This window comes from Pseudomonas sp. MT92, from assembly GCF_058792515.1.
The window spans coordinates 61554-85332 of the sequence record NZ_JBXAFA010000002.1 but is presented as its reverse complement, the minus strand read 5'-3'; the positions used below and the strand labels follow the sequence as shown (position 1 = coordinate 85332).

At 60.7% G+C, this 23779-nt stretch carries 25 protein-coding genes; 13 read left to right on the top strand and 12 right to left on the bottom strand.

What is annotated here, in order from left to right; genetic code table 11:
• The first annotated feature begins 2 nt into the window (after positions 1–2).
• From AC1Q6D_RS03380 to AC1Q6D_RS03365, 4 genes are read left to right on the top strand one after another with little or no spacing between them, the layout of a single operon-like run.
• A complete protein-coding gene (locus AC1Q6D_RS03380) occupies positions 3–1052 on the top strand; it encodes a branched-chain amino acid ABC transporter permease (protein WP_103404743.1) in 1050 nt (349 codons plus the stop codon).
• 27 nt (positions 1053–1079) lie between these two features.
• Positions 1080–2420: an ABC transporter substrate-binding protein gene (locus AC1Q6D_RS03375; protein WP_103404744.1), complete on the top strand. Its 1341-nt coding sequence runs from the start codon at positions 1080–1082 to the stop codon at positions 2418–2420.
• 3 nt (positions 2421–2423) lie between these two features.
• Positions 2424–3191 carry an ABC transporter ATP-binding protein gene (locus AC1Q6D_RS03370; protein WP_103404745.1) on the top strand — a complete coding sequence of 256 codons (768 nt, stop codon included), beginning with the start codon at positions 2424–2426 and terminating at the stop codon, positions 3189–3191.
• Between the two features lie 14 nt (positions 3192–3205).
• On the top strand, positions 3206–4636 hold the full coding sequence (locus AC1Q6D_RS03365) for an FAD/NAD(P)-binding protein (protein ID WP_103404746.1): 1431 nt from the start codon (positions 3206–3208) through the stop codon (positions 4634–4636).
• A 696-nt stretch (positions 4637–5332) separates the two neighbouring features.
• On the opposite strand, the gene AC1Q6D_RS03360 is transcribed toward AC1Q6D_RS03365, so the two are convergent.
• Positions 5333–6265, bottom strand: coding sequence for a cation diffusion facilitator family transporter (locus AC1Q6D_RS03360; protein WP_103404747.1), 933 nt, complete (start codon positions 6263–6265; stop codon positions 5333–5335).
• Positions 6266–6725: 460 nt separating this feature from the next.
• Positions 6726–8099 carry a nucleotide 5'-monophosphate nucleosidase PpnN gene (gene ppnN / locus AC1Q6D_RS03355; protein WP_047529980.1) on the bottom strand — a complete coding sequence of 458 codons (1374 nt, stop codon included), beginning with the start codon at positions 8097–8099 and terminating at the stop codon, positions 6726–6728.
• Between the two features lie 214 nt (positions 8100–8313).
• On the opposite strand from ppnN, the gene AC1Q6D_RS03350 reads away from it, so the two are divergent.
• Positions 8314–8841 (top strand): DUF3087 domain-containing protein, encoded by a 528-nt coding sequence (locus tag AC1Q6D_RS03350; RefSeq protein WP_103404748.1) that lies wholly within the window; start codon positions 8314–8316, stop codon positions 8839–8841.
• Positions 8842–8877: 36 nt separating this feature from the next.
• On the top strand, positions 8878–10431 hold the full coding sequence (locus AC1Q6D_RS03345; RefSeq protein WP_103404749.1) for a GGDEF domain-containing protein: 1554 nt from the start codon (positions 8878–8880) through the stop codon (positions 10429–10431).
• A gap of 3 nt (positions 10432–10434) precedes the next feature.
• Here the strand turns inward: AC1Q6D_RS03345 and AC1Q6D_RS03340 are convergent, their stop codons facing one another.
• The 4 genes from AC1Q6D_RS03340 to AC1Q6D_RS03325 all read right to left on the bottom strand — a co-directional run bounded on the left by AC1Q6D_RS03340 (position 10435) and on the right by AC1Q6D_RS03325 (position 13952).
• A complete protein-coding gene (locus AC1Q6D_RS03340; protein ID WP_103404750.1) occupies positions 10435–11352 on the bottom strand; it encodes a LysR family transcriptional regulator in 918 nt (305 codons plus the stop codon).
• 68 nt (positions 11353–11420) lie between these two features.
• Positions 11421–11795, bottom strand: coding sequence for a DUF2784 domain-containing protein (locus tag AC1Q6D_RS03335; RefSeq protein ID WP_103404751.1), 375 nt, complete (start codon positions 11793–11795; stop codon positions 11421–11423).
• A gap of 60 nt (positions 11796–11855) precedes the next feature.
• The gene (gene dapA / locus AC1Q6D_RS03330) at positions 11856–12731 is read right to left on the bottom strand and encodes a 4-hydroxy-tetrahydrodipicolinate synthase (protein WP_103404752.1); all 876 of its coding nucleotides are present in this window, start codon (positions 12729–12731) and stop codon (positions 11856–11858) included.
• 285 nt (positions 12732–13016) lie between these two features.
• Positions 13017–13952, bottom strand: a complete 936-nt coding sequence (locus tag AC1Q6D_RS03325) for a sensor domain-containing diguanylate cyclase (protein ID WP_103404753.1) — start codon at positions 13950–13952, stop codon at positions 13017–13019.
• 161 nt (positions 13953–14113) lie between these two features.
• Between AC1Q6D_RS03325 and AC1Q6D_RS03320 the strand changes: the two genes are divergently transcribed.
• From AC1Q6D_RS03320 to AC1Q6D_RS03310, 3 genes are all read left to right on the top strand, one after another.
• On the top strand, positions 14114–14812 hold the full coding sequence (locus AC1Q6D_RS03320) for an AzlC family ABC transporter permease (RefSeq protein ID WP_103404754.1): 699 nt from the start codon (positions 14114–14116) through the stop codon (positions 14810–14812).
• Positions 14812–15123 (top strand): AzlD domain-containing protein, encoded by a 312-nt coding sequence (locus AC1Q6D_RS03315; RefSeq protein ID WP_178083136.1) that lies wholly within the window; start codon positions 14812–14814, stop codon positions 15121–15123. The genes AC1Q6D_RS03320 and AC1Q6D_RS03315 overlap by 1 nt, the downstream gene beginning before the upstream one ends.
• Before the next feature lie 66 nt (positions 15124–15189).
• Positions 15190–15345, top strand: a complete 156-nt coding sequence (locus tag AC1Q6D_RS03310) for a hypothetical protein (RefSeq protein ID WP_178083132.1) — start codon at positions 15190–15192, stop codon at positions 15343–15345.
• Positions 15346–15408: 63 nt separating this feature from the next.
• Here the strand turns inward: AC1Q6D_RS03310 and AC1Q6D_RS03305 are convergent, their stop codons facing one another.
• The 5 genes from AC1Q6D_RS03305 to AC1Q6D_RS03285 form a co-directional block, all read right to left on the bottom strand.
• Positions 15409–15558: a hypothetical protein gene (locus tag AC1Q6D_RS03305; protein ID WP_158249396.1), complete on the bottom strand. Its 150-nt coding sequence runs from the start codon at positions 15556–15558 to the stop codon at positions 15409–15411.
• Positions 15555–16235 carry an SOS response-associated peptidase family protein gene (locus tag AC1Q6D_RS03300; RefSeq protein WP_103404756.1) on the bottom strand — a complete coding sequence of 227 codons (681 nt, stop codon included), beginning with the start codon at positions 16233–16235 and terminating at the stop codon, positions 15555–15557. The genes AC1Q6D_RS03305 and AC1Q6D_RS03300 overlap by 4 nt, the downstream gene beginning before the upstream one ends.
• An 81-nt stretch (positions 16236–16316) precedes the next feature.
• Positions 16317–17030: an ABC transporter ATP-binding protein gene (locus AC1Q6D_RS03295; protein ID WP_103404757.1), complete on the bottom strand. Its 714-nt coding sequence runs from the start codon at positions 17028–17030 to the stop codon at positions 16317–16319.
• Between the two features lie 3 nt (positions 17031–17033).
• A complete protein-coding gene (locus tag AC1Q6D_RS03290; RefSeq protein ID WP_103404758.1) occupies positions 17034–17870 on the bottom strand; it encodes an ABC transporter permease in 837 nt (278 codons plus the stop codon).
• Between the two features lie 64 nt (positions 17871–17934).
• Complete coding sequence (locus tag AC1Q6D_RS03285) at positions 17935–18921, bottom strand: aliphatic sulfonate ABC transporter substrate-binding protein (protein ID WP_103404759.1); 987 nt, start codon at positions 18919–18921, stop codon at positions 17935–17937.
• Between the two features lie 287 nt (positions 18922–19208).
• Here AC1Q6D_RS03285 and AC1Q6D_RS03280 point away from each other — a divergent pair, with 287 nt between their 5' ends.
• The 3 genes from AC1Q6D_RS03280 to AC1Q6D_RS03270 all read left to right on the top strand — a co-directional run bounded on the left by AC1Q6D_RS03280 (position 19209) and on the right by AC1Q6D_RS03270 (position 21567).
• Complete coding sequence (locus tag AC1Q6D_RS03280; RefSeq protein WP_090462434.1) at positions 19209–20156, top strand: ABC transporter substrate-binding protein; 948 nt, start codon at positions 19209–19211, stop codon at positions 20154–20156.
• Positions 20157–20314: 158 nt separating this feature from the next.
• Positions 20315–21214, top strand: coding sequence for a polysaccharide deacetylase family protein (locus AC1Q6D_RS03275; protein ID WP_103404760.1), 900 nt, complete (start codon positions 20315–20317; stop codon positions 21212–21214).
• A gap of 113 nt (positions 21215–21327) precedes the next feature.
• Positions 21328–21567, top strand: coding sequence for a DUF1652 domain-containing protein (locus AC1Q6D_RS03270; protein ID WP_103404761.1), 240 nt, complete (start codon positions 21328–21330; stop codon positions 21565–21567).
• Between the two features lie 43 nt (positions 21568–21610).
• Here AC1Q6D_RS03270 and AC1Q6D_RS03265 read toward each other — a convergent pair whose 3' ends face one another.
• Positions 21611–22498: a LysR family transcriptional regulator gene (locus AC1Q6D_RS03265; RefSeq protein WP_103404762.1), complete on the bottom strand. Its 888-nt coding sequence runs from the start codon at positions 22496–22498 to the stop codon at positions 21611–21613.
• 127 nt (positions 22499–22625) lie between these two features.
• Here AC1Q6D_RS03265 and AC1Q6D_RS03260 point away from each other — a divergent pair, with 127 nt between their 5' ends.
• Positions 22626–23774: a muconate cycloisomerase family protein gene (locus AC1Q6D_RS03260; protein ID WP_178083133.1), complete on the top strand. Its 1149-nt coding sequence runs from the start codon at positions 22626–22628 to the stop codon at positions 23772–23774.
• Positions 23775–23779 lie beyond the last annotated feature (5 nt).

The window sequence follows — 23779 nt, the reverse complement described above, 5'->3', positions numbered from 1 at the left end:
CCATGTCAATTTCCCTTACCCGCGAAACCGCACCGGCGGTACTGGTCCAGCGGCGCCTGCCGTTCGCACTGATGGGCCTGCTGTTGATCGCGTTTGTCGTCGTGCCGCTGACCGGCAATGACTATTGGCTGAACGCCATTTTGATTCCGTTTCTGGTGCTGTCCCTGGCCGGGCTCGGCTTGAACCTGCTCACCGGCTACACCGGGCAGACTTCGGTGGGCGCGGCCGGGTTCATGGCGGTCGGTGCCTTTGCCACTTACGGGTTTCTCCTGCGTTTGCCTGAGGTGGGTCTGCCCGTGGCCTTGCTCGGCGGCGGCTTGATCAGTGCCTTGGTGGGTTTCGTCTTTGGCCTGCCGAGTTCGCGAATCAAGGGTTTCTACCTGATGGTCAGCACGCTGGCGGCGCAGTTTTTCCTGGAGTGGCTGTTCGTCAAATTCCCCTGGTTCTACAACTACGGCTCCTCGGGAACGATCACCGCGCCGAGACTGGCGTTGTTCGGCCATGACCTGAACACACCGCTGGGGCGCTACCTGCTGACCCTGAGCACGGTGCTGCTGTTGACCTGGGTCGCGCTGAACCTGGTGAAAAGCCAGATCGGCCGCAACTGGATGGCCATCCGCGACATGGACACCGCCGCTGCCGTGATCGGCATTCCCGTGGCGCGCTACAAACACCTGGCGTTCGCCGTCAGCTCGTTCTACCTCGGCATTGCCGGCGCGTTGTGGGCCTTCGCCTACCTGGGCACGGCCAGTGCCAGCAGCTTCGATATCAATCGGTCGTTCCAGATCCTGTTCATCATCATTATCGGCGGCATGGGCAGCATTGCCGGCAACTTCGTCGGCGCGGCGTTCATCAGCCTGTTGCCGATCCTGCTCAGCCACGCCGGGCAAGCCTTGCTCGGGGGCGCGGTGGACGCCGGGCAACTGCAGAACCTACAAAAAATCATCTTCGGCGTGCTGATCATCCTGTTTCTGATCAAGGAACCGGAAGGCCTGATCCGCCTGCTTGGCAACCTTCGTGAACGGCTGAGCCATTGGCCGCTGCGCTTCTGAATCCCACCCCTTAATTAGAGAGACAACATGCGTGCATCCTTGAAGCGTTCCCTGATCGGCGCCGCGCTGACGCTGGCGGTTTTCGGCAGTGCTGTACCGCCGGCCATGGCCTCGCCGGACCAGCAGTTCTTCCCGCTGGCCACTTACCGGGTCGGCGCCTACGCCTCCAGCGGCGTGCAGGTGTGGGCCGGGATGATCGATTACCTGAACTACATCAACGAGGTGGAAGGCGGCATCAACGGGGTGAAACTGGTCTGGCAGGAATGCGAAACCGAGTGGACGGCAGAGAAGGGCATCGAGTGCTACGAGCGCTTCAAGAAAGGCCTGGATGGCGCGCCCGTGGCGGTCTATCAGCCAAACGGCGCCCCGGCGGCCTACGCCCTGAGCGAGCGGGCGGAAGTCGACAAGATCCCGTTGATCACCCTGGGCTACGGCCGCACCGAAGCCACCGACGGCACGGTGTTCCCCTATAACTTCCCGGTGATGCTGACCTTCTACAGCGAGGCGTCGAGCCTGATCAATTACATCGCCCAGCGTGAAGGCGGGTTCGACAAGCTGAAGGGCAAGAAGATCGCCACGGTTTACCACGACTCGGCCTACGGTCGCGAAACCCTTGGCCCGTTGAAGTTGCTGGCCGAGAAGTACGGCTTCGAAAACATCCAGATTCCGGTGGCCGATCCGGGCAACGAGCAATCGGCGCAATGGCGGCAGATCCGTCAACTCAACCCGGACTGGGTGTTCCTGCGCACCTGGGGGGTGTCGACGCCCGTCGCGGTCAAGACCGCCGCGCGTTTCGGCTTCCCGGTGGACCACATCGTCGGCGACATCTGGGCCAGTTCCAGCGAAGACGTGCTGCCCGCCGGCGCTGCCGCCAAGGGGTACCTGGCGCTGACGCCATACCCGGCCGGCACGGATTTCGAGATTCATAAACGTCTCAAGCAATACATCCTCGACAAGGGCAAGAGCGACCTCAAGGACCTGAAGAATTTCGGCAGCGTCTACTACAACTCCGGGCTGGTGAACGCGGCGGTGGCGGTGGAAGCGATTCGCACCGCCCAGGCCAAATTCGGCAAGCGCCCGCTCAACGGCGAAGAAGGGCGCTGGGGCCTGGAACACTTGAACATCGACGATGCGCGGCTCAAGGACATGGGCTACTTCGGCCTGATGCAAAACCTCAAGCTGTCCTGCAAGGATCACGAGGGCGGTGGTTCGGCGCGGGTCCAGCAGTGGGACGGCGCCAACTGGACGCTGATCAGCGACTGGATCGCCGCCGACCGCGCGTTGCTGCGGCCGTTGATCGACGAAAAATCCGCCGCGTTCGCCAAGGAAAAAGGCCTGACGCCACGCACCTGCACCGGAGATGAATAAGCCATGAACCAGGCCACCAGCGACATCGCTGCCCCTGACCTGTTGCGGGTCAACGACATCGAAGTGATCTACGACGGCGCTATCCTGGCCGTGGCCGGGGTGTCGCTGACCGTGCCCAAGGGCGGCATCGTCGCCTTGCTCGGGGCCAACGGCGCGGGCAAAAGCACCACGCTCAAGGCGATTTCCGGGTTGGTGCGCGCGGAGCGGGCGCAAGTCAGCCGCGGCAGCATCGAGTTTCTGGGCTGCGATACCGCAGGCGTCGACCCGAGCCTGCGGGTGCGCCAAGGCATGGTGCATGTGCTGGAGGGACGCCATGTGTTCGCGCAGTTGACGGTCGAGGACAATCTGCGCAGCGGCGGCTTTGTCCGTGGTCTCGGCCGCCAGGACATGGCTCGGGATCTGGAGCGCATCTACACCTGGTTTCCCCGCCTGAAAACCAAGCGCAAGACCCAGGCCGGGCTGACGTCCGGCGGCGAGCAGCAGATGGTCGCCATCGGCCGTGCCCTGATGACGCGTCCTACTTTGGTACTGCTCGATGAACCGTCCATGGGTTTGGCGCCTATTATCGTCCAGGAGATTTTCGAGATCGTCGCCCAGCTCAATCGCGAGGCGCAGGTGAGCTTCCTGATTGCCGAGCAAAATATTAATGTCGCGCTCAAGTACGCCTCACAGGCCTGTGTTCTCGACACCGGCCGGGTGGTGTTGTCCGGCAGCGCCGAAACCCTGCGCACGCGGGACGATCTGCACGACTTCTATCTAGGCAAACATTGATCAGCGAGAACGGCATGAGCGAAACCCCAAGCGGACAGGCGACCGACGCCATCCGCCACGCAGACATCCTGATCATCGGCGGCGGCCTCAGCGGCGCGATGCTGGCGGCGCAACTGTTGCGCCTGCCGGGCAAGCGTCGGGTGCTGGTGATCGAACCCCGCGCCGAGCTCGGTCGCGGCGAGGCCTACAGCGCCGTGGAGCTGGGCCATACCCTCAACGGCAACGCAGCGCGCATGAGTGTCGACCCGGACAATGCCGACGACCTGACCCAATGGCTGACCGACTACATCGCCGCCGGTGGCTGGCCGGAATCGGACGAGCAACATGTGCCGATCAGCGAACTGTTTCCGCCTCGGGGCCTGTTCGGTCTGTACGTGCAACAGCGCCTGGCCGAGGCGCAGGCGGTGGGCGCGTTGAACGGTTCAACGGTGGAACATGTGCGGGCCGAGGTGATGGATCTGCAAACCGATGCGGATTCGGTGCGGTTGACCTTGAGCGATGGCCAGCGCTTGCAGGGCGCTTTCGCGGTGCTGGCCACCGGAATGTTCCCGGCTGCGCGCACGCCGCAGACTGAATCCAGCGGCTTGAATGCGGCGGCGCTCGATCCTTGGGATGTGGTGGCCATGGGACAACTCGATCCGTATTCGACGGTCCTGATCATCGGCTCGGGCCTGACCATGGTCGATGCCGTGGTGTCGTTGGAACAGGCGGGGCATCGCGGGCCGATCGAGGTGTTTTCCCGGCACGGCCTGCTGCCCCATGTGCGGCGACAACCACCGGCCTGGGTCGATTTTCTGGCCGAGGATCACAGCATTCGTACACCGCGACAGTTGGTCCGCGAACTGCGTCGGCATTGCCGCGATGCGATCGCCCAGGGCATCGATTGGCAAGCGCCACTGGACACGGTGCGAGCGCATATCGGCCGCTTGTGGAGTCAGGCCACCGATGCACAGCGCCGGCAATTCGTGCGGCACGTGCGCCCCTGGTGGGAAAGCCATCACCACCGCTCGCCACCCTTGAGCGCCGAACTGGTGGCGCGCCTGCACAGGGAAGGGCGGTTGCGCATCCAGGCGGCGTCGTTCAAAGGGCTTGCGCCTTCCCGCGGCGGTGAGGTGAGCATCCACATTCGCCGCCGGGGCGAGGCTGGCACTACGGTCGTCAGCGGCGCCGCGCTGATCAACTCCAGCGGCATCGAATATGACTGGCGACGGGTGGCTCGGCCGTTGCCACAGCAATTGCTCGCGCGGGGATTGATCCGGCCGGGGCCTCTGGCGCTGGGAATCGCCGCGCAGGCCGATGGTGCGGTGCTGGATGCCGACGGCCTGCCTGCCAGCCGTCTGTTCGCCATGGGCCCCCCATTGCGCGGGATGTGGTGGGAAAGCACCGCGGTGACGGACGTCGCCAGCCAGGCCAAAGCCCTGGCCGCACGACTGGCTGCACCCTAAACGAAGAAACCCAACCATGTCGGCTTTTGACGCGAGATAAAAACAAGCGGTCAGGGAAACGTTGTTCCGCAAATGGGCTAAGCGGGATGAATTGGAGGGGCGTGGGGTACGGCGAGTCAAGAGGGGAAGGCGGAGCGCAGGGCCATGAAGCGAGGTTTGATCTGGAATAGGCGTGAGCCTGCCAGCATTGAGGGCGGTAAAAAGCGACGCAGGCCCCATCCCGTGGGGCCTGCGCCTGCGGCTTGTTACGCCGTGGTATTTATACGTGTGCCGATCGAACCTGAGGTCGCTTTGGTCTGCTCGACTTCGCCCGGTTTGCTCCCGTCATGATCGCCGTCGCTATCGATTTGTACCGTCGGGGGCTTTTGGTGTTTGATGGCTGGGGTTTGTGGCAGGGTGATATGGGTCGAAGAACTTATTGCCGATGTCATGTTAATCCCCTTAAGGAGCAGTAGTTTGAGTGGGTACTATCGGCATCTTATTTTAAATATTCAGGGTATTTGGCACGAGATCCACTCAATTAAAACAAGTGAGATCGGTTCCCAGTCATTAGTTGGCCTGTGTATGTTGGAAAGTTGTGAGGTGTGAAAAAAATGTGATGCCTCTGTGAATAATGGGGGATTTGTTGTAACGGCTTTAATACAAACACTTGAGTGCTCGCCAGGCCGTCACTATTCAAAGATGCGCTGTCAGTGATCAATGATCGAGGTCCGGGCGCTGCCAGGGATCAACGTGCGTCATCAGGTTCAAAACGCGGTGCCTTCGCATGACGTTCTCCCGGGCTGCAACGGCGATGGCATGACCGTGCTCAACGGTAATCGAGGCATCTACTTCTATGTGAGCGTCCACAATGATCATGTCGCCCATTTTTCGAGTACGTAGATCATGTACCCCTTTAATACCTGATGTTTGTTGGAGCGTATCGCGGATAGCTGCGATCTCTTGCTCATCCGCAGCACGGTCCATCAGGTCGTGCAATGAGTCCCAGGTGAAGGTCCAGCCCATTTTGGCAATCATGCCACCGACAACCAGCGCAGCAATGGGGTCAAGAATCGGGTAGCCCGCCAGGTTTCCGGCAATGCCTATCCCAACCACCAAGGAGGAAGCGGCGTCGGAGCGCGCGTGCCAGGCATTGGCAACCAACAAGCTGGATTTAACTTTTTTGGCGACGCTCAGCATAAAGCGAAACAACAACTCCTTGGCCACCAACGCTGCCAGGGCAACCCACAACGCAGTCGCATGCACCGTCGGAATGGATTCGGGGGTTTCAAGCTTTAATACCGCAGAACCAATCATGCCGACACCCACGATCAACAGCAGCAGTCCCAATACCATGGACGCAGCGGTCTCAAAACGCAGATGCCCATAGGGATGACCTTCGTCGGCATCCTGCTTGCTTTTATGGCTGGCGAACAACACGACAAAGTCAGCGATCAGGTCGGATAAGGAATGAATACCATCCGCGACAAGTCCCTGGGACTTAGATAGCAATCCAACGGCAATCTGGGTTAGCGAAAGTACAATATTAACGATGACACTTACCCAGGTGCATCGGGAGGCTGCCGCTGCACGCGCGAGTTGACTGTAACCCTCGTCCTCAGACTCGTTGGAGAACTCTTCGTGAATCATTACTTATGCCTTTAGTTGAGATTGATACTCGTTGTATTACACGAGCAGCAGGGGCGCGGTGATAGCGCTATTTGAATAGCCCAAAAGCATAATGCTTGTAAGAATCTTGGCGCAAGAACATACGCAGTATTAATCAAGCGACGTGCAGGAAATATGACTGGGTCGTGGAGTATAAAGTTGTAAATGCTAATATTTCACGTACTCAAACTTATTGGGTTTGGGTAAATTTGATGTTCCAAGTGGGGATGAGCTGCAGGCGATTTGGTAGCGTTTGCAAATGACCGCTTTTGGCCGTTCTTTGCCGATTCCTCCTATTCAATCCAAAGCCTCCGTCAAGCCGCGATCGCGAGTTGTCACGATCGCTCAGCGTTACCCGGTGGCGCCTGATTCATCTGTGCCTGGAAGCAACGAGCCGAAGCAATGGCTTCGGCTCGCGATCCAACAGTCTGGATTAGCTGGCTTATGCAACCACTTGATAACACGGCACATACGCCGCGCCGCCGGGCAGTTTCATCCGGTGCTGGGCAACGAAGGCCTTGAGCAACAGATCCAATGGCTGCATCACCGCCGCATCGCCCCGGATCTGGTAAGGCCCGTTTTCTTCGATCAGGCGGATGCCCTTGTCCTTGACGTTGCCGGCAACGATGCCGGAGAACGCGCGGCGCAGGTTGGCCGCCAGTTCGTGTGGCGGCAGGTCGCGGCTCAGTTTCAGGTTGGCCATGTTTTCGTGGGTCGGGTCGAACGGACGCTGGAAGCCTTCGTCGATTTTCAGCAGCCAGTTGAAGTGGAACGCGTCATTGCGCTCGCGGCGGAACTGCTTGACCGCTTTGAGGCCCTGGGTCATCTGCCGTGCGACTTCGGCAGGGTCGTCGATGATGATTTCGTAGTGTTGTTTGGCCGTCTCGCCCAGGGTGGCGCCGACGAAGGCGTCCAGTTGCTCCAGGTACGGCGCGGCGTGTTTCGGGCCGGTGAGGATGACCGGGAAGGGCAGGCCCTTGTTGTCCGGGTGCATCAGGATGCCGAGCAGGTACAGGAACTCTTCGGCGGTGCCGGCGCCGCCCGGGAAGATGATGATGCCGTGGCCGACGCGGACGAAGGCTTCCAGGCGCTTTTCGATGTCCGGCAGGATCACCAGTTCGTTGACGATCGGGTTCGGCGCCTCGGCGGCAATGATGCCCGGCTCGGTCAAGCCCAGGTAACGACCGCCATGGATGCGTTGCTTGGCGTGGGCGATGGTGGCGCCTTTCATCGGTCCCTTCATCACGCCGGGGCCGCAACCGGTACAGATGTCGAGGCTACGCAGGCCCAGTTCGTGACCGACTTTCTTGGTGTATTTGTATTCTTCGGTGTTGATCGAGTGGCCGCCCCAGCACACCACGATCTTCGGCTCGACACCGGGGCGCAGAGTGCGGGCATTGCGCAGCAGGTGGAAGACGTAGTCGCTGATGCCCTGGGAGGTGCTCAGGTCGATGCGTTGGCTGTCGAGTTCGTTTTCGGTGTAGACGATGTCGCGCAGGGCGCTGAACAGCATTTCCCGGGTGCTGGCGATCATTTCGCCATCGACGAAGGCGTCGGCCGGGGCGTTCAGCAATTCCAGGCGTACACCGCGGTCCTGTTGGTGGATGCGGATTTCGAAGTCCTTGTAGGCTTCGAGAATGGTCTTGGCGTTATCGACGTGGGCGCCGGTGTTGAGGATGGCCAGGGCGCATTGGCGGAAGATGTCGTAGGTGCTGCCGGATCCGGCTTCGCTCAGTTGTTGGACTTCCCGTTGGGAGAGGGTTTCCAGGCTGCCTTTAGGGCTGACCGAGGCGTTGATTACTTGTCGTTGGGACATTCAATGATCCTTAAAACGATGTCATTCCCACAGAAACAACGAATGACATCCGAATAGTGTGTATCCAGGAAAGAAGATGGCACTGATTGCACGGTCTCGCCACGTCCCCATTTGACGATAAAAAGATGAAAAGGAGCTCCAGCATAGCTAAATCCCGCGCAGAGGCGATAATGCCCGCTATCTTTTTCGCTGCGACTGAAGGAAACCCGACGCAATGTTCGAAATCCAGCCGATGAACGCCGAAGCCTATCGTCAACAAACGCGGCGCAGTACGGTGATGATTGCCTTGATTTTCCTGGCGCTGGCCATGGCGCTGTCGACGTTGGCGGTGGCGGTGTTTGGTGAACCTGGCGGGGACAATCTTCGGTTCAACATTGGCGGCGTGTTTGCCGCAGTGCTGGTGATGGCGGCGCTGATGCGCCAAGTGTTCTGGACCCGGCCATGGATGGCGCCAGCGGTCTACAGCTGGCAACTCAAGCGCAGCCTGATGAGCATCACCAACGTCATGCACCATGTCACGACGGCGGTGGAGGCGGGCGATCCGACAGCGATGAAGCTGCTGCGCTTCTATCATCTGGGTTTGAGCCAGATGCATCAACTGGACGGCAACTCCAGCGATCATGGGCAATTGAACCGGGAAATGGAGCAGCACAAGGCGCGGATGGACGCGTTGGGAATCGATACCGAACAGACGCGGCTGGATCCGGTCTGGATAGAGACCGTGAAGCAGGCATCGCGTTAGACGCCGGCGTCTTCACACGCATTAAAGGAGCGAGGCATGGGGCATCCCTCCATCTACGAGCACATTGAAACAAACCGCTCCGGCGTCGCCAGGCGCAAAATTCGCTCGGCCGTAACGCTGATGGTTGCCGTGTGCCTGTCGATGACGGTGATCGTGATCTGGGAAGCCTGGAGTTCGCGCCGGTACCATCTGCATGACAAGGAAGTGGCCATGTCCAACCTTGCGCAGACCCTGGCCTCGCAAGCGCAGTCGTCAATCAAACAGGCCGATACGCTGCTGTTTGCATTAGTCGATCGCCTGGAAAACGAGGGCGTCGGGCCGGGGCAACTGGATCGCCTGCAACGCTTGCTCAGCGCCGAGCGCAGTGAGCTGAGCCAGATCCACGGCCTGTTCGTATATGACGAAAACGGGCGCTGGATCGTCAATTCGAACGGCGCCGAAGTGGGGGGCGCCAACAACTCGGACCGTGAATATTTCATTTACCACCGTGACCATCCCGACCGTGGGCCGCACATTGGACCGTCGATAAAGAGCCGTTCCAGCGGCGAATGGATCATGACGGTCTCGCGCCGGGTCAATTATCCGGATGGCCGTTTTGCTGGCGTGGCGCTGGCGACGATCTATCTCAACCACTTCCTGCAGCTCTACGACAGCATCGACATGGGCGATAACGGTGTCATCAACCTGATCGCGGACGATGCCAGCATTATCGTGCGGCGTCCCTTCAATGAAGCGGATATCGGCACCAGCCTGGCCAAAAGCGCACTGTTCACCCGGTTGTTGCCCGCTGCCGGATCAGGGACGGCTTCGACCAGTTCCATCATTGACGATGTCGAGCGAGTCATCGGGTATCGGCGGGTCGAGGGTTATCCCTTGATCGTTTTTGCCGCGCTGGACAAAGCAGAAGTTCTGGCGGGCTGGCGCAGGCAGTCCTTGCTCAGCGCCGGGGTCGTCTTGCTGTTGCTGGGGTTTTCCGGCGTGCTCGGTTATCGCCTGATCAAGTTGATGAAACAGCAGGATCGTGCCCGGATCGAGCTGCTCGGCACCCAGGACAAGCTCCTTGAACTCAACCGCAACCTTGAGTTGCTGGCGCTGGAGGACGCATTGACAGGGCTGGCCAACCGCCGCCAGTTCGATTTGTTCATCCACTCGGAAATGGGGCGCGCGCGGCGCAACGAGGCGGGCCTGGCGCTGCTGATGATCGATGTCGATCATTTCAAGGCATTCAACGATCAGTATGGCCATCTGGCCGGTGATGAGTGCTTGCGCAGTATCAGTGCAATCATCATCGACAATATCAAGCGCCCGGGGGACCTGGCGGCCCGGTTCGGTGGCGAAGAGTTTGCCGTGGTGCTGCCTGGCACCGATTACGTGGGGGCGTTTCTGGTGGCGGAAAATATCCGTCGCGCGGTGGAGGCGGCCGACCTCGAGCACAGTGAAAGCCCCGAAGGCAGGGTGACCGTAAGCGTCGGAGTGTGTGGCTACAATCCGGCCTTGCAAGCGCAGACCGAGGACTTGATCGGTGCCGCCGACAAGGCGCTCTACGTGGCCAAGACCAGTGGGCGCAACATGAGTGTGATTGCCAACTGACACTCAGACAAAGCGATCACTGCCCTGAACCAGTTGGGTGGCCAGGTACGACTGCTTGAGCTTTTCCAGCCACCAGTCCAGAGCGCGACCGTCATGATCGCCGCGCCAACCGGCGTACAGCACGTTGGGCTCACGAGGGTCGGCCATCTGCTTTTCAATCAGCGCACCGCTCTTGAGCAGCGAGCCGACCCGGTGCCTCGGCAGCCAACCCACACCCAATCCGTCGCACTGCGCGAGGATTTTCGCGCGCATGGTCGGCACCGCCAGCATGGGTTGTCCGCCGGACACGCCGTAGGTACTGCCCTCGGTAGACCTGGATGAATCGGCCACGACAATCGCCCGGTGTCGGGCCACCTCGGCGCGAGAAACCGGTTCCCTGGCCTTGGCCAGCGGATGCTTTGGCGACACCGCGAACACCCACTCCATTTCACCCAACTGCATCCAGCGCAAGGACGGGATCGCCGGTGGTTCGTTGGTGGCACCGATGATCAGGTCCGCGCGCCCTTCACGCAGGGCTTCCCAGACCCCTCGCAGTACTTCCTGGGTGATGCGCAGCGGGACACCGGAACCCAGCGCGTCGAACTCATGAATCACCGGCATCAATGTCTCGAATTCCAGCAGTTCGTCAGTGACGATCCACAATCGACTCTCCCAGCCGTTGGCCACTTGCTGAACCCGTTGCGTCAGGCGCGAGACATCCTGCATCAGCCGCGCCGCTTCGTTCACCAGTAACTCGCCGGCGGGGGTGAGTTGCAGGCGATAGCGACGGCGGTCGAAGAGCAGCGCATCGAAACGCTCTTCCAGTTGCCGGGCGGCATAGGACACCGTGGACGGCGCTTTGCCGAGGTGGGCGGCGGCCCGTGACAGGCTGCCGGTTTCGCGGATGGCCTCCAGCAAGGCCAGGTCTTCAATCGACAGCATGTTGTTCAATCCTCAATCGAGCACGCCACTATTGCAGGAGCCACCCTCGGCAGTTCACACCCGGTGACTCAGGGCGTCCGGTGTAATTGCCACTGGCGGAACAATCGAAGATAGACCAGCCCGTTGATCAGCAGCACTACGCTGCCCAAACCCAGTTGTATGCCCGGTGTCAGACCGGCCGGATAAATGACCGGCCAGACGTAATGTTCGATGAAACCAGCGCCATAGCCGCTTTGCCCGGCGGCATGGCGCAGCCGGTTTTCCCAGTCGGTGAGCGGGCAGGGCAGGTGGAAGAACTCCACCGCCATACCCCACAGCGCGGCGGGCAGGTGCCACCAGACCAGGCAGCGCCATTTGAGCACCAGTAGCCCGCCGAACACGACGAACAGAATGAACGACAGATGAAACAGTACCAGCCCGTCGGCGGCGATTCGGTAGAGCATGTCGACTCCCGGACGCTTCAGGCGAATCGTTCCATGGTACTCGGGCGGGTGGCGGGTGCTCTATCGATTGTCGTGCGCCAGCGCGTCGAGCACCTCCTTCAATCGCGTCACCATGGCCTCGCTGCTGCGTTGCATCGGCGCGCGCAGTTCATCCTCGATCAAGCCTTCAAGGGCCAGGGCGGTTTTCACCGGGGCGGGATTGGGTTCGACGAACAGGCTCTGGATCAGTGGCAGCAACTGGAAGAAGGTCACCCGCCCGGCGGCCAATTGGTTGTCGCGTATCTGTTGATACAGCTGGACGAACAGTTCCGGATGAACGTGCGCCGACGCCGCGATGGCCCCTTTGGCACCCAGGCACAGGGCGCTGAAAATCTGGTTGTCTTCGCCGCACAGCACATCAACCAGACCACTGGACAGCAGCGCGAGGGTGCTGGTCAGGTTACCGCCGCAGTCCTTGATCGCGACGATGCGCTCGTGGGCGACGATGTTGAGCAGGGTCGCCTGTTCGAACGTCACGCCGGTGCGGTAAGGGATGTCGTAGAGAATCAGCGGCACGCTGGAAGCATCGGCGACGGTCTGGAAAAACGCTTCGAGCCCCGCCTGGGACGGGCGGATGTAGTACGGTGGTGGCACCAGCAAACCGGCCACCGGACGCTTCAGGATCTCGCGCTGCAACTGCAGCAACTCGCTCAGGTTGTTGCCGGCCAGGCCCATGACCACGCGATGGGCCGGTACTTGCTCGAGCACGGCATCGAGCACCGCCAGTTGCTCCTGTTTGCTCATGGCCGCCGGTTCGCCGGTGGTGCCACAGACAATCAGGCCATCGACGCCTTTTTCCAGCAGGTGGCCGACCAGTCGGCGCAAAGCGACGAAATCGATGGCACCGTTGTGGAACGGCGTGACGAGTGGAACCCAGATACCTTGAAACGATGACATGCGATGACTCCTGAAGGTTTGACCGATTTCGTCACCGTCAGAAGCGTAGTAGGAAGCAAGCAAGGGGAGGGTGGTCCGTCGCGCTCAATGTCCTGTCAGCTCATCTGACGGGACAGCGCGCCCCGGTCACATGAGCGACTGTTTCTTCGATTTGAGGGCGTGCGCAACGCAACCTTGCGCCTTGGCATTCAAGCCAATGACGTCAATGTTGAGGTTGAAGGTTGCGGACATGTTTGCTTACACCCTGATTGAGGCGCTCAGTTTTAAAAGGCGGCGCCGGGTTTGTCAATCACGAAAATCTGCGAACGCTGCGCGCATGCGTCCGTTGCGCTTGGCCTGATAGAGCAATTTGTCGACCTGCTCGACGAACACCAGTGCCGTAGTGTGCTGCGTTGCGTGGGTAGTACCGACCCCCAGGCTCAAGCTGAGCAGCGGCGATACCGCGGAAAATTCGTGGGGAATCTGCTGCTGGCGAATCAGGTGCAGGCACTTGTTGGCCACCAATCGCGCGGACTCGGCATCGGTTTCCGGCAGCAACCAGACGAACTCTTCACCGCCGATCCGGGCGATGAAATCCCGTGGTCGATTCGCCGCCAGCGACAGCGTGCGCGCCACGCGGCGCAGGCATTCGTCACCCTTGATGTGGCCGTAATGGTCGTTGTACTGCTTGAAATAATCGATATCCAGCACGATCACCGACAGCGGCGCGCCGCTGCGCTGGGCACTGCTCCATTCCCGTTCCAGCACGGTGTCGAACATGCGCCGGTTGGCGATGCCCGTCAGGCCATCCTGGAAGGAATACTCTTCGAGCTGTTTTTGCAGGCGTAGCAGGTGCTCTTCGGTTTTCTTGCGTTCACTGATGTCGAACATGAACCCGACCAGCGCCTCGACCTCGCCGTCCTTGCGCACCACGTGCACCACATCGCGAATCCACACGTATTCACCGCTGCGGGTCAGTGCCCGGTAATCCGCCTCGTGATCGACGCCGGCACGGGATTGCGAGACGCAGAACTCCACCACATAGGCGCGATCGTCCGGGTGCATGCGCTCGACCCAGTCATTGACGCCGACCCAGCTGTCCTGCTTCCAGCCCAGCAGGCTTTCGATCTGCGGCCCGATGTAGCTGAAGGTCATGGTCTTCCAGTCAATTCGCCAGGGAATTGCCTTGGTCGACTCAAGCAGGGTTTTGTAAACGTCGCTTTCGGTTTCGACTGAATACATGGACGGCCGCACCTCGAGGGGAAAAATGCAGCGCCATCATGTTGATACTATTGAGCCGACGCAAGCAGGCAGCCGATGAATGGCAATATGCGCAAGATAGTTCAAGCCAACGTCGGCCAGTACTGGCACAGTTTGCCGTCCTTCACTGGTTGTAGAGCGTTATGTCCAATTCACTCATGCCGCGCAGTGCGTTCCTTCGCGGCGCCGCGGCGATCATGCCGCTGTCCCTGGCCACCGCACCCTGGGGGTTGCTGGCCGGCTCCATGGCCATCGAAGCCAACCTCACCCCCCTGCAAGGCCAGGGCTTGTCGAGCATCGTGTTTGCCGGCGCCGCGCAATTGGTAGCCATCGGCATGCTCAAGGGCGGCGCCGGGATCTTTTCGATCCTGCTGACCACGCTCTTGCTGACCTCCCAACACTTGCTTTATGGAATGAGCCTGCGTTCGGTAATTTCGCCGCTGCCGGGTCGCTGGCGGGCAGGATTGGGCTTTCTGCTCACCGATGAGTTGTTCGCCCTGACCAGTCAGCATGACAAGCAACAGTTCAACCGTTGGTACGCCCTCGGGGTCGGCTTGACGTTCTACGTCGCCTGGAACCTCTTTACCCTGGCCGGCATCGTGCTCGGCAGCAGCATTCCGGGCCTTGAGCACCTGGGGCTGGACTTCTCCATCGCCGCCACCTTCATCGCCCTGATCACCCCGGTGGTGCGCAATGTGCCGACGGTGGTGTGTGTTGCGGTGTCACTGTTCTGTTCGGTGCTGTTCAGCTACTGGCAATGGGGCTCGGCGCTGGTGTTGTCGGGGTTGGCGGGCATGAGCGCCGGTTTTATCTGCAATAAATTCTACGGTGGACGCACATGATGGTCTGGGCAGTGATTTTCGGGATGGGCGCGTTGGTGTTCCTCAACCGCTATGTGTTTCTGGAACCGCGCCTGCCGGTGCGCTTGAGCAGCAATGCCCGACAGTTCCTGGGCTTTGCCGTGCCGGGCATGTTGACCGCGATCTGCGGGCCGATTGTGTTCATGCCGGAAAAGCAGCTGAATCTGCATTGGGACAATCCGTACCTGATCAGCTCGCTGGTGGCCATCGGCCTGGTGCTGTACACCCGCAACACCTTGCTTAGCATGCTGTTGAGCATGGGCTTCTTCTTTTTGCTGCGAGGGTGGCTGTGAGCCGGGCACGGGAAATTGTTCTACGCTTAAGATTGATGACCGATCCCTTCAGGAAGAGAGGTGAACATGACAACTGACCCAAAGCGTCCGGACCTTGACGACGACACGGATGAACCAACGGAAGAAGAGCTGGAACAGCAGAAACACTCGCAGCAGACATGGAAACATGACGACAGCCGGGAGCTGTCGGAGCGCGATATGGAGATGCCATTGAAGCCCTGAGCGGGCCGCGTACAAATCAGCCCCGTCGTCGAACGCGTCGTCGAACGGGGCTTTTCAATTCTGTCAGACCGCTTCATTCCAGCGAATCTGGGTGATTCCCAGTTGCCGTGCCTCGATGCGCGCCGTTTCGAGGGAAGAATGTGCAGCCAGTTGAAACTCGTGCTGCGGGAAAGCGTGGGTGTAGGCCGAATGAAGGATGAATGACAGGTTCAAGTTATTTCATCAATCAAGGTGGCTGCCTGGTTTCTGACGTTGCCAACCGCTTTGCTCACCCTGTGCCATTGAAATGCATCGCTGCCTTCACCCTGCAAAAGTACCATCTGCTCGGCGCGCTCCTTTGGGGTGGCCGGGTCTAGCCATTCCCGCGCCAGCTCGGCCGACAGCACGACGGGGCGGCGGTCGTGAATGTCCAGCAAGCCGCCGGCGCTGTCGGCGGTGATGATGACAAAGCCGTCATCGTCCCGAGGCGCGGCGCCGCCAACGGGGAACTGTCCGATTGCCGCGCAGTAGATCGGTCCCCGGTCGCGTCGTCGGATCAGCCAGGGTTGCCGGGTGCCGTCGCCGGCGTCCACCCATTCGAACCAGTTGTCGATCGGGCAGATTGCCCGGTGCGGCCAGATCGCCCGGAAAAACGGGCCATGGGCGACTTTCTCGACCCGCGCGTTGATCGGTGGCGCGCGATCCTTCGCCCAGTGCGGGCGCCAGCCCCAGCGCTGTGGGTCAGCATGCAAGCCGTCGTTCTCCAGATGCAGCAATGCAAGTTGCGTGGTGGGCGTAGCGTTGTAGCGCGCCAAGGGTTCATCGCCAACGTGATTGATCATCGCGTCGGGAATGCTCAGCGCAGCGACGAAATCGTGGATGCCTCGATACTGCGACAGCCTTCCGCACATCGACCGAACCCTCCGGATTGGAGTGTTCAGCATAGTTGCTTCCTGCGGGCGCCAGGCGCCTTCAGGATTTGGCATGCAGGTTCAGATCACATGCGCCCGCTGCAACTCGGTCAACGACAACGCCTTGAGTTGCGCCAGCAGCGGGTCCCGGCGGTCACGGGGATGCGCCAGTTCTACCGCCAGCTCCTGGCGAATGCTGCTGGGGCGATTGTCCATGACCAACACGCGATCACTGAGGTAGAGCGCTTCATCGACATCGTGAGTCACCAACAGCAAGGCAATGGCGTGGCGCTCGGCCAGTTGTAGCAGCAAGTCCTGCAGTTTCATGCGGGTAAAGGCGTCTACCGCGCTGAAAGGTTCGTCGAGCAGCAACACTTGCGGCCGCGAATAGAGGCCACGGGCGATGGCCACCCGTTGCGCCATGCCGCCGGAAAGGGCCTTGGGCAGGGTCTGGGCAAAGCCACCGAGGCCGACTTCCTCGATCAACTGCGCGACCCAGGCCTTGTCGTAATGGTTGTCGGCGCTGAAACCGATGTTCTGTTCAACCGTCAACCAGGGCATCAGCCGTGGTTCCTGGAACACGAACGCTACCTCGCCGGCGCGGCTGCGCAGTTCGCCCTGGAAGTCCTTCTCCAGTCCGGCGACGATCCGCAACAAGGTGCTTTTGCCGCAACCGCTGGGGCCGAGCAGGCTGACGGTTTCCCGAGGCAGCAACTGCAATTGGATGTTGTTGAGCACGGTGGTGGCGGCGAAGGTTTTGCGCTCGACGCGAATATCCAGCAAGTGTTCGGTCATGGCTCAATCCTCTGCGCTGTGGCCGTTGAAAGTGTCGCGCCAGGCCAGGAAACGTTTCTCCAGGCTGGCCAGCAGGCCGTCGCTGAGCTTGCCCAGCAGCGCCAGTACAATGATTGCCGCCAGGACGATGTCCGGGCGAGAAGTCTCGCGGCCGTCACTGAGCAAATAACCCAGGCCTTTGGTTGCCGCGATCAACTCGGCGGCCACCAGAAACATCCACGCCAGACTCATGCCGCTGCGCAGCCCGGTGAACAGGCCGGGCAGGGCGGCGGGCAGCAGAATCCGCAGCACCAGTCGGCGGTGGCTGAAACCGTACATCTGCCCGACCTCCACCAGTTTGCGGTCGATGTTGCGGATCGCCGCGACGCCATTGAGGTACACCGGAAAGAACGCGCCGATGGCAATCAGGACAATTTTCGAAGTCTCGTCGATCCCCAGCCACAGCAACAACAGCGGTACCCAGGCCAGGCTGGGAATCGCACGCAGGCCGGCGAATGTCGGTTCCAGCCAGGCTTCGGCTTCCCGGCTCAGCCCGACCCAGGCAGCGAATATCAGGGCCAGGCTGGCGCCGATGGCGAAACCGAGCAAGACGCGCAACAGGCTGGCGCTGATGTGCTTCCACAAGGCACCCTCGGCCAGATCCCGCAAAGTCAGGGCAATGTCGCTCGGCGCCGGCATCTGGTAGGACGGCAGCCAACCGACGCGTACGACGATTTCCAGCACGAGGATGATCAGCGCCGGCAGCGCCAGCGCCTTGAGACGCAGGCGCCAGACATTGTTCAGCCGACGCGGAGCCGGCAATGCCAAGTGGGCTGGCAGGTTTTTGGTTTTGCTGGACATGGGATACTCCGGTGATGACGAATCCGCGGCGGGCGCGGATTCAGTCTTGACCGTTGGCAGGTATTTACTGGCGAGCGACGGTTTCTTTGAAGCCGGTGTCGATCAGTTGGTCGATGACTTGATCGACATTCACCCCGCGCCGCACAAGCTCTTCGGAGACCAGAATCGGCGCGGCGGCCTTGGAGGCAAGCACGTCCCTGGCGGTCAGTTGCGGGTTGCTCAGGTCGGTGCGCGTCAGCTGAAGCCTGGCCACTTCCAGCGGCAGCCCGGATTCGGTGGCGAGCAGTTTCGCCAGCTCTTCAGGGTTTTTTACCGCCCATTCCCGAGCCTGTTCGTACGCCTTGAGCACGGTGTCGATGGTGTGTGGGTGCTCCTTGGCATAACGGTCCGTGACGCTGACCACGCCATAGCTGTTGAAGTCAGTGTTGCGGTACAGCAGGCGCGAGCCGGCCTGGACCTGGCTGGCGGCCATGTGCGGATCGAGCCCGGCCCAGGCGTCGACATCACCTTTTTCCAGTGCGGCGCGACCGTCCGGGTGCTGCAAGTGCACCAGTTCCACATCGTCTTTGTTCAGGCCGGCCTGTTGCAGGCTGCGCAGGGTGAACAGGTAAGGGTCTGTGCCTTTGGTGGCGGCGATTTTCTTGCCTTTGAGGTCGGCCACGGTTGTGTACGGTGAATCCTTGCGCACCACCAGCGCAGTCCACTCGGCGCGGCTATAGACGTAAACCGATTTGATCGGGCTGCCATTGGCGCGACTGAGCACGGCGGCGAGGCTGGCAGAGGAGGCGAAGTCGACGCCGCCGCTGTTGAGGTATTCCAGTGAGCGGTTACTGCCTTGGCTCAGCACCCAGCTGACCTTGGTCTGCGGCAGGGCTTTCTCGAGAAAACCGAAATGCTTGAGCACCAGGCTGACCGGTGAGTAATAGGCGTAGTCCAGATGCACTTCGGCTGGCGGTGCTTCAGATGCCTGGGCCGTGGGGTGCAGGCTCAGGGCCAGGGCGCAGGCGCTGAGCAGAGACCGGATGGCGGGAAAACGGGCGATCGATTTCATGTAGCGGCTCCTGGCGAGATTCTTATATCCAAAAAATTAATTTATTCGAATGCATCCTGCATAAAAGGAATATTGCAGGCTCTGTGCCATGTTCTCGAAGTCGCGCTTTATCAGGGCTTTGCCATTGAGGTGGGGGCGTCGGGATGTACGGCAGAAAACACTCTGTTGAGTTGCTGTTGCTGAGCCAACAGTACGCAATGCGGGTCATTAGCTTATGCATAAATAGAATTTAAACGCTTCTTGTAAGAGCGTTATGGTCTAGCGCAATCACTTTCAAGGAGCCCCCGATGAACCTTTCCCGATTCGTGCGCGGTCTGTTGACAAGCGCGTTGTTTGCCGCACCACTGGCCTACGCCGCCGAGCCGGTCGTCCTGCACATTGGCGATCAGAACTACTACAACGTGCGCGCCTCGGTGGAAGCCTCGGGTGTACTGGAAGGCGCGCCGTATACCGTTGACTGGAAGCACTTCCAGGCCGCCGCGCCGCTGGCCGAAGCGTTGAGCACCGGCGCGCTGGACCTGGGTTTTCTTGGCGATTCGGGGTTCCTGTTCCTTGCCGCCAAGCAGGCGCCGGTCAAGCTGATCGGTGTCTCGCGGCAAAACCCGGACACCATTGCCTTGCTGGTGCCCAAGGATTCGCCGGTGAAAACCATCGCTGATCTCAAGGGCAAGAAAGTCGCTTACTGGCCCGGTGCCTGGAGCCAGCAATTGACCTTGCGGGCGCTGGAAAAAGCCGACTTGCCGGAAGACTATGTCGACTTCATCAAACTGATGCCGATCGATGCCGCCGCCGCATTGCCCCAGGGCAGCATCGATGCCTTCCCGGTCTGGGAACCCTACATTTCCCAGCAAATCCTGTTTTCCGGCGCACGGCCGATTCTCACGGCCAAGAACCTGATGCCGGGCCTGAGCGCCATCGCCGCGTCGACGCCTTCGATCGACAGCAAGCGGGAAGCCATCGCTGACTTTCTGGGGCGCCTGAAAAAAGCCCGCGCCTGGGTCGACAACCACACCGACGAATACGCTGACCTCTGGGCGAAGAAGGCCAACCTCGATCAGGACGTTTCCCGGCATTGGTTGCGCCAGGCGCACATGTCCGTCGGCCCGGTGGATGCCCAGGCCGCCAAGGACTTGCAGAGCACCGCGGACTTCCTGTTCAAGGTCAAGGCGCTGCCGAACGAATTGGCCACCGCACCGATCATCGACGACTCGTTCCAGCAGTCTTTTAACCACTAACCCCTGTTTCCGGCAGCGGCGGAACCAAACGCTGTGTACCCTGATCCAACCTCGGCCCGCAGCGACCTGCGGGGACCTGCGGGCCGGCGAAGGATGAACGGGTGAAGGATTTTTGCCCTATCAAGTGGTGACCGAAACGGTCTGGCACAAGGCAAAACATGAAACAGTTGGTCAAGGTCTTATCGGCGATCGCCATGGCAGCCAGCCTGCTGGGGTGCATCGCTGCGCCTATCGAAATGACGCCGCAGACTGAACAACGTCTACGCACTCAACCACCCATCCGCTTTCTGCTGACCTTCGATGACGGTCCCAGCGCGTCGAGTTTCTGGAACCCGAGCGAAACCGTGCTCGATAGCCTGGCGCGCAATTCGTTGCAACCGGACATCAAGGCCGTGTTTTTTGTGCAGACCCGTGCCTCACGGGCCGGCGGCAGCGATATAGGGCGCGCGGTCATGCATCACGAGCGCGATGCCGGGCACATTCTCGGTTTTCATACCGCTACGCCTTCGCACACCAACCATCGTTCCCTCGACCCGCAAACACTGGAACAGGCACTGACCGATGGCAGCGCCGACATCGCCGCGATCACCGGCGCTCCCCCGACGCTGCTACGCCCGCCATTCTGGAACTACGACAAGCGCACCTTCGCCGCGTATCAGCAGCATGGCATGCATGTGTTGCTCACTGACTTGAGTGCCAATGACGGCAAGATCTGGGGCTTTAACGCCAGCCCGCGCCGGCGCGCTCACTTCCTGCGCTCGATGTCGGAAGTGCGCGAGCGCATCGCCCGGGGAGAGTTGCCGGTGGTGGATGGGGTGATTCCGGTGGTGGTGACGTTTCACGATCTCAATCGCTACACCGCGCGGCACACCCGCGAGTACCTGCAAATCCTGCTCGACAGCGCCCAGGCAACGGGGGTGAGCACCGCAGAACAGCCGTTCTACGACGACACCGCCGCACTGCAGCGGGCGGCGATGGCGCGCACCGTGCGCGACAGTTCGCAGCCGGTTGAGTTGCCCGGTTTCTGGAACTGGATCTGGGGCGCGAACGCCCATTGAAGAAGTGCTCGAAATTGAGAGGCCGCTAACATTTTTTGCTGGCGCAGGATTGGCAAAGTGCATCTATCCTGAGTGGGATCCAATCCGATCAATCGCCGTACGAGGCAGCGGCCATGGTTCCCATTTCAGTCCTTTGCAATATTGTCGAGTCTGGTTTTGTGCCGTTGGCCTGTGAGTGCACGGAGCGCGGCGGACTTCTGCGTATCGAGATCTACGAACCCGCGAGCAGGCGAGTGGAGTTGTTGATCAGCGGTGTCTCGACCGAACACCTGACCAGCGTGCGTGCCATTTCCGATTTCATTGGCGAGTTGCGCACCGAGATGAAGGCCGGGCGCCGGGCGTTTGCCGGGTAACGCCGATCGAGGGCCGCAGGTGTCCATTGGTCGTGCGATCGCTTTACGTGGCCTGCGGCAACAACTCATCGATCATCCTCAGACAGTGGTTCAACCCCGGCGACACATCGCCCACCCGTCGGCTGAGAATGATCGGCGAGGTCGCGTTGTCTTCCAGTAACGGGGTGAAACCGATGTCGTCGCGGTGCACCAGTTGCACCGAGGCCGGCACCAGCGTGACGCCGATTCCGGCCCCCACCAGTCCGATTGCCGTTTGCAGTTCGTTGGTCCATTGCGCCACATGGATCCTCACGCCACAGGATTCGAAGAGTGCAATCACGTGGTCGGCGTAGCTTGGTCGTGGATTGCCGGGGTACAGCACGAAGGGTTCTTTTGCCAGGTCGCGCAGGCTGATGGGACCGGCGAGCAAAGGGTGGCCGGCGGGCAGGGCGGCGACCAGGCGATCTTCGGTGAGGACGGTCTGGATGATCGCCGGATCGTCGATGCGTATTCGACCGAAGCCGATGTCGATACGCCCGGCCTTCAGTGCCTGCACCTGTTGCAGGGTGGTCATCTCGGACAGCCCGAGCTCCAGCTCCAGGGGTTCACCGCTGCGCAAGCGGCGGATCAGTTCCGGCAACACGCCATAGAGCGTCGACGGCGCAAAACCGATGCCCAGCCAGGTCTTTTCCCCCAGGCCGATCCGCCGCGTGTTGTCGCAGACTTTGTTCAGTTGTTCCAGCAGCGCGGTGGAGTGTTCCTGGAAAAACCGCCCGGCGTCGGTCAGCTTCAGCGGTCGCCCGCGTTCCAGCAGCATCACGCCGAGTTCGTCTTCCAGCTGCTGGATCTGCCGGCTCAGGGGCGGTTGGGCGATGTGTAGCAACTCGGCGGCGCGGGTGAAGTTGAGGGTTTGGGCCAAGACCTGAAAGTAACGCAGGTGACGCAGTTCCATGGAGCCTCCAATCGCCGATCGGTTGTATACCTAAAAGGTATCAAGTCAGACCAATTCTATATTGGCTTCACGAAAAAAGCCGTACGAGAATCGATCCCAGAACTTCAAGAACCTGACGGGTATCGAAATGCTTGCAACAGCCATTGAGTCGATCGAGACGATCATCGTCGATTTGCCGACCATCCGCCCGCACAAGCTGGCGATGCACACGATGCAGAACCAGACCCTGGTGATCATTCGGGTACGTTGCGCCGATGGCATCGAAGGCATCGGCGAATCCACCACCATCGGTGGCCTGGCCTATGGCAATGAAAGCCCGGACAGCATCAAGACCAACATCGACACGCATTTCGCGCCACTGTTGATCGGCCAGGACAGCGGCAACGTCAATGCCGCGATGTTGCGCCTGGAGCGCAGCATCCGTGGCAACACCTTCGCCAAATCCGGGATCGAAACCGCGTTGCTCGACGCTCAGGGCAAGCGCCTCGGCCTGCCGGTCAGCGAGTTGCTCGGCGGTCGCGTGCGTGACGCCCTGCCGGTGGCCTGGACCCTGGCCAGTGGCGACACCGGGAAAGACATCGCTGAAGCGGAAAAAATGCTCGAGCTGCGCCGCCACCGCATCTTCAAACTGAAAATCGGCGCCGGTGAAGTCAACCGTGACCTGGCTCACGTGATCGCGATCAAGAAAGCCTTGGGCGACCGCGCCAGCGTGCGGGTCGACGTCAATCAGGCCTGGGACGAAGCGGTCGCGCTGCGTGCTTGCCGGATTCTCGGCACCAATGGCATTGACCTGATCGAACAGCCGATTTCGCGCAACAATCGCGCCGGCATGGTGCGCCTCAATGCCATGAGCCCGGCGCCGATCATGGCGGACGAATCCATCGAGTGTGTGGAAGACGCGTTTAACCTGGCCCGTGAAGGCGCGGCTTCGGTGTTCGCCTTGAAGATTGCCAAGAACGGTGGCCCGCGCGCCGTGCTGCGTACCGCGTCCATCGCCGAAGCGGCGGGCATTGGCCTGTACGGCGGTACCATGCTTGAAGGTGGCCTCGGCACGATGGCGTCGGCCCATGCCTTTGTGACCTTGAACAAACTGGCGTGGGACACCGAGCTGTTCGGCCCGCTGCTGCTGACCGAAGACATCCTCAGCGAACCGCTGGTGTATCGCGATTTCGAATTGCACGTACCGAAAACCCCGGGGCTGGGCCTGAGCCTGGATGAAGAACGCCTGGCGTTTTTCCGTCGCGACAAAACATCCACTGCCATCCATCAAGCCTGAGGAGA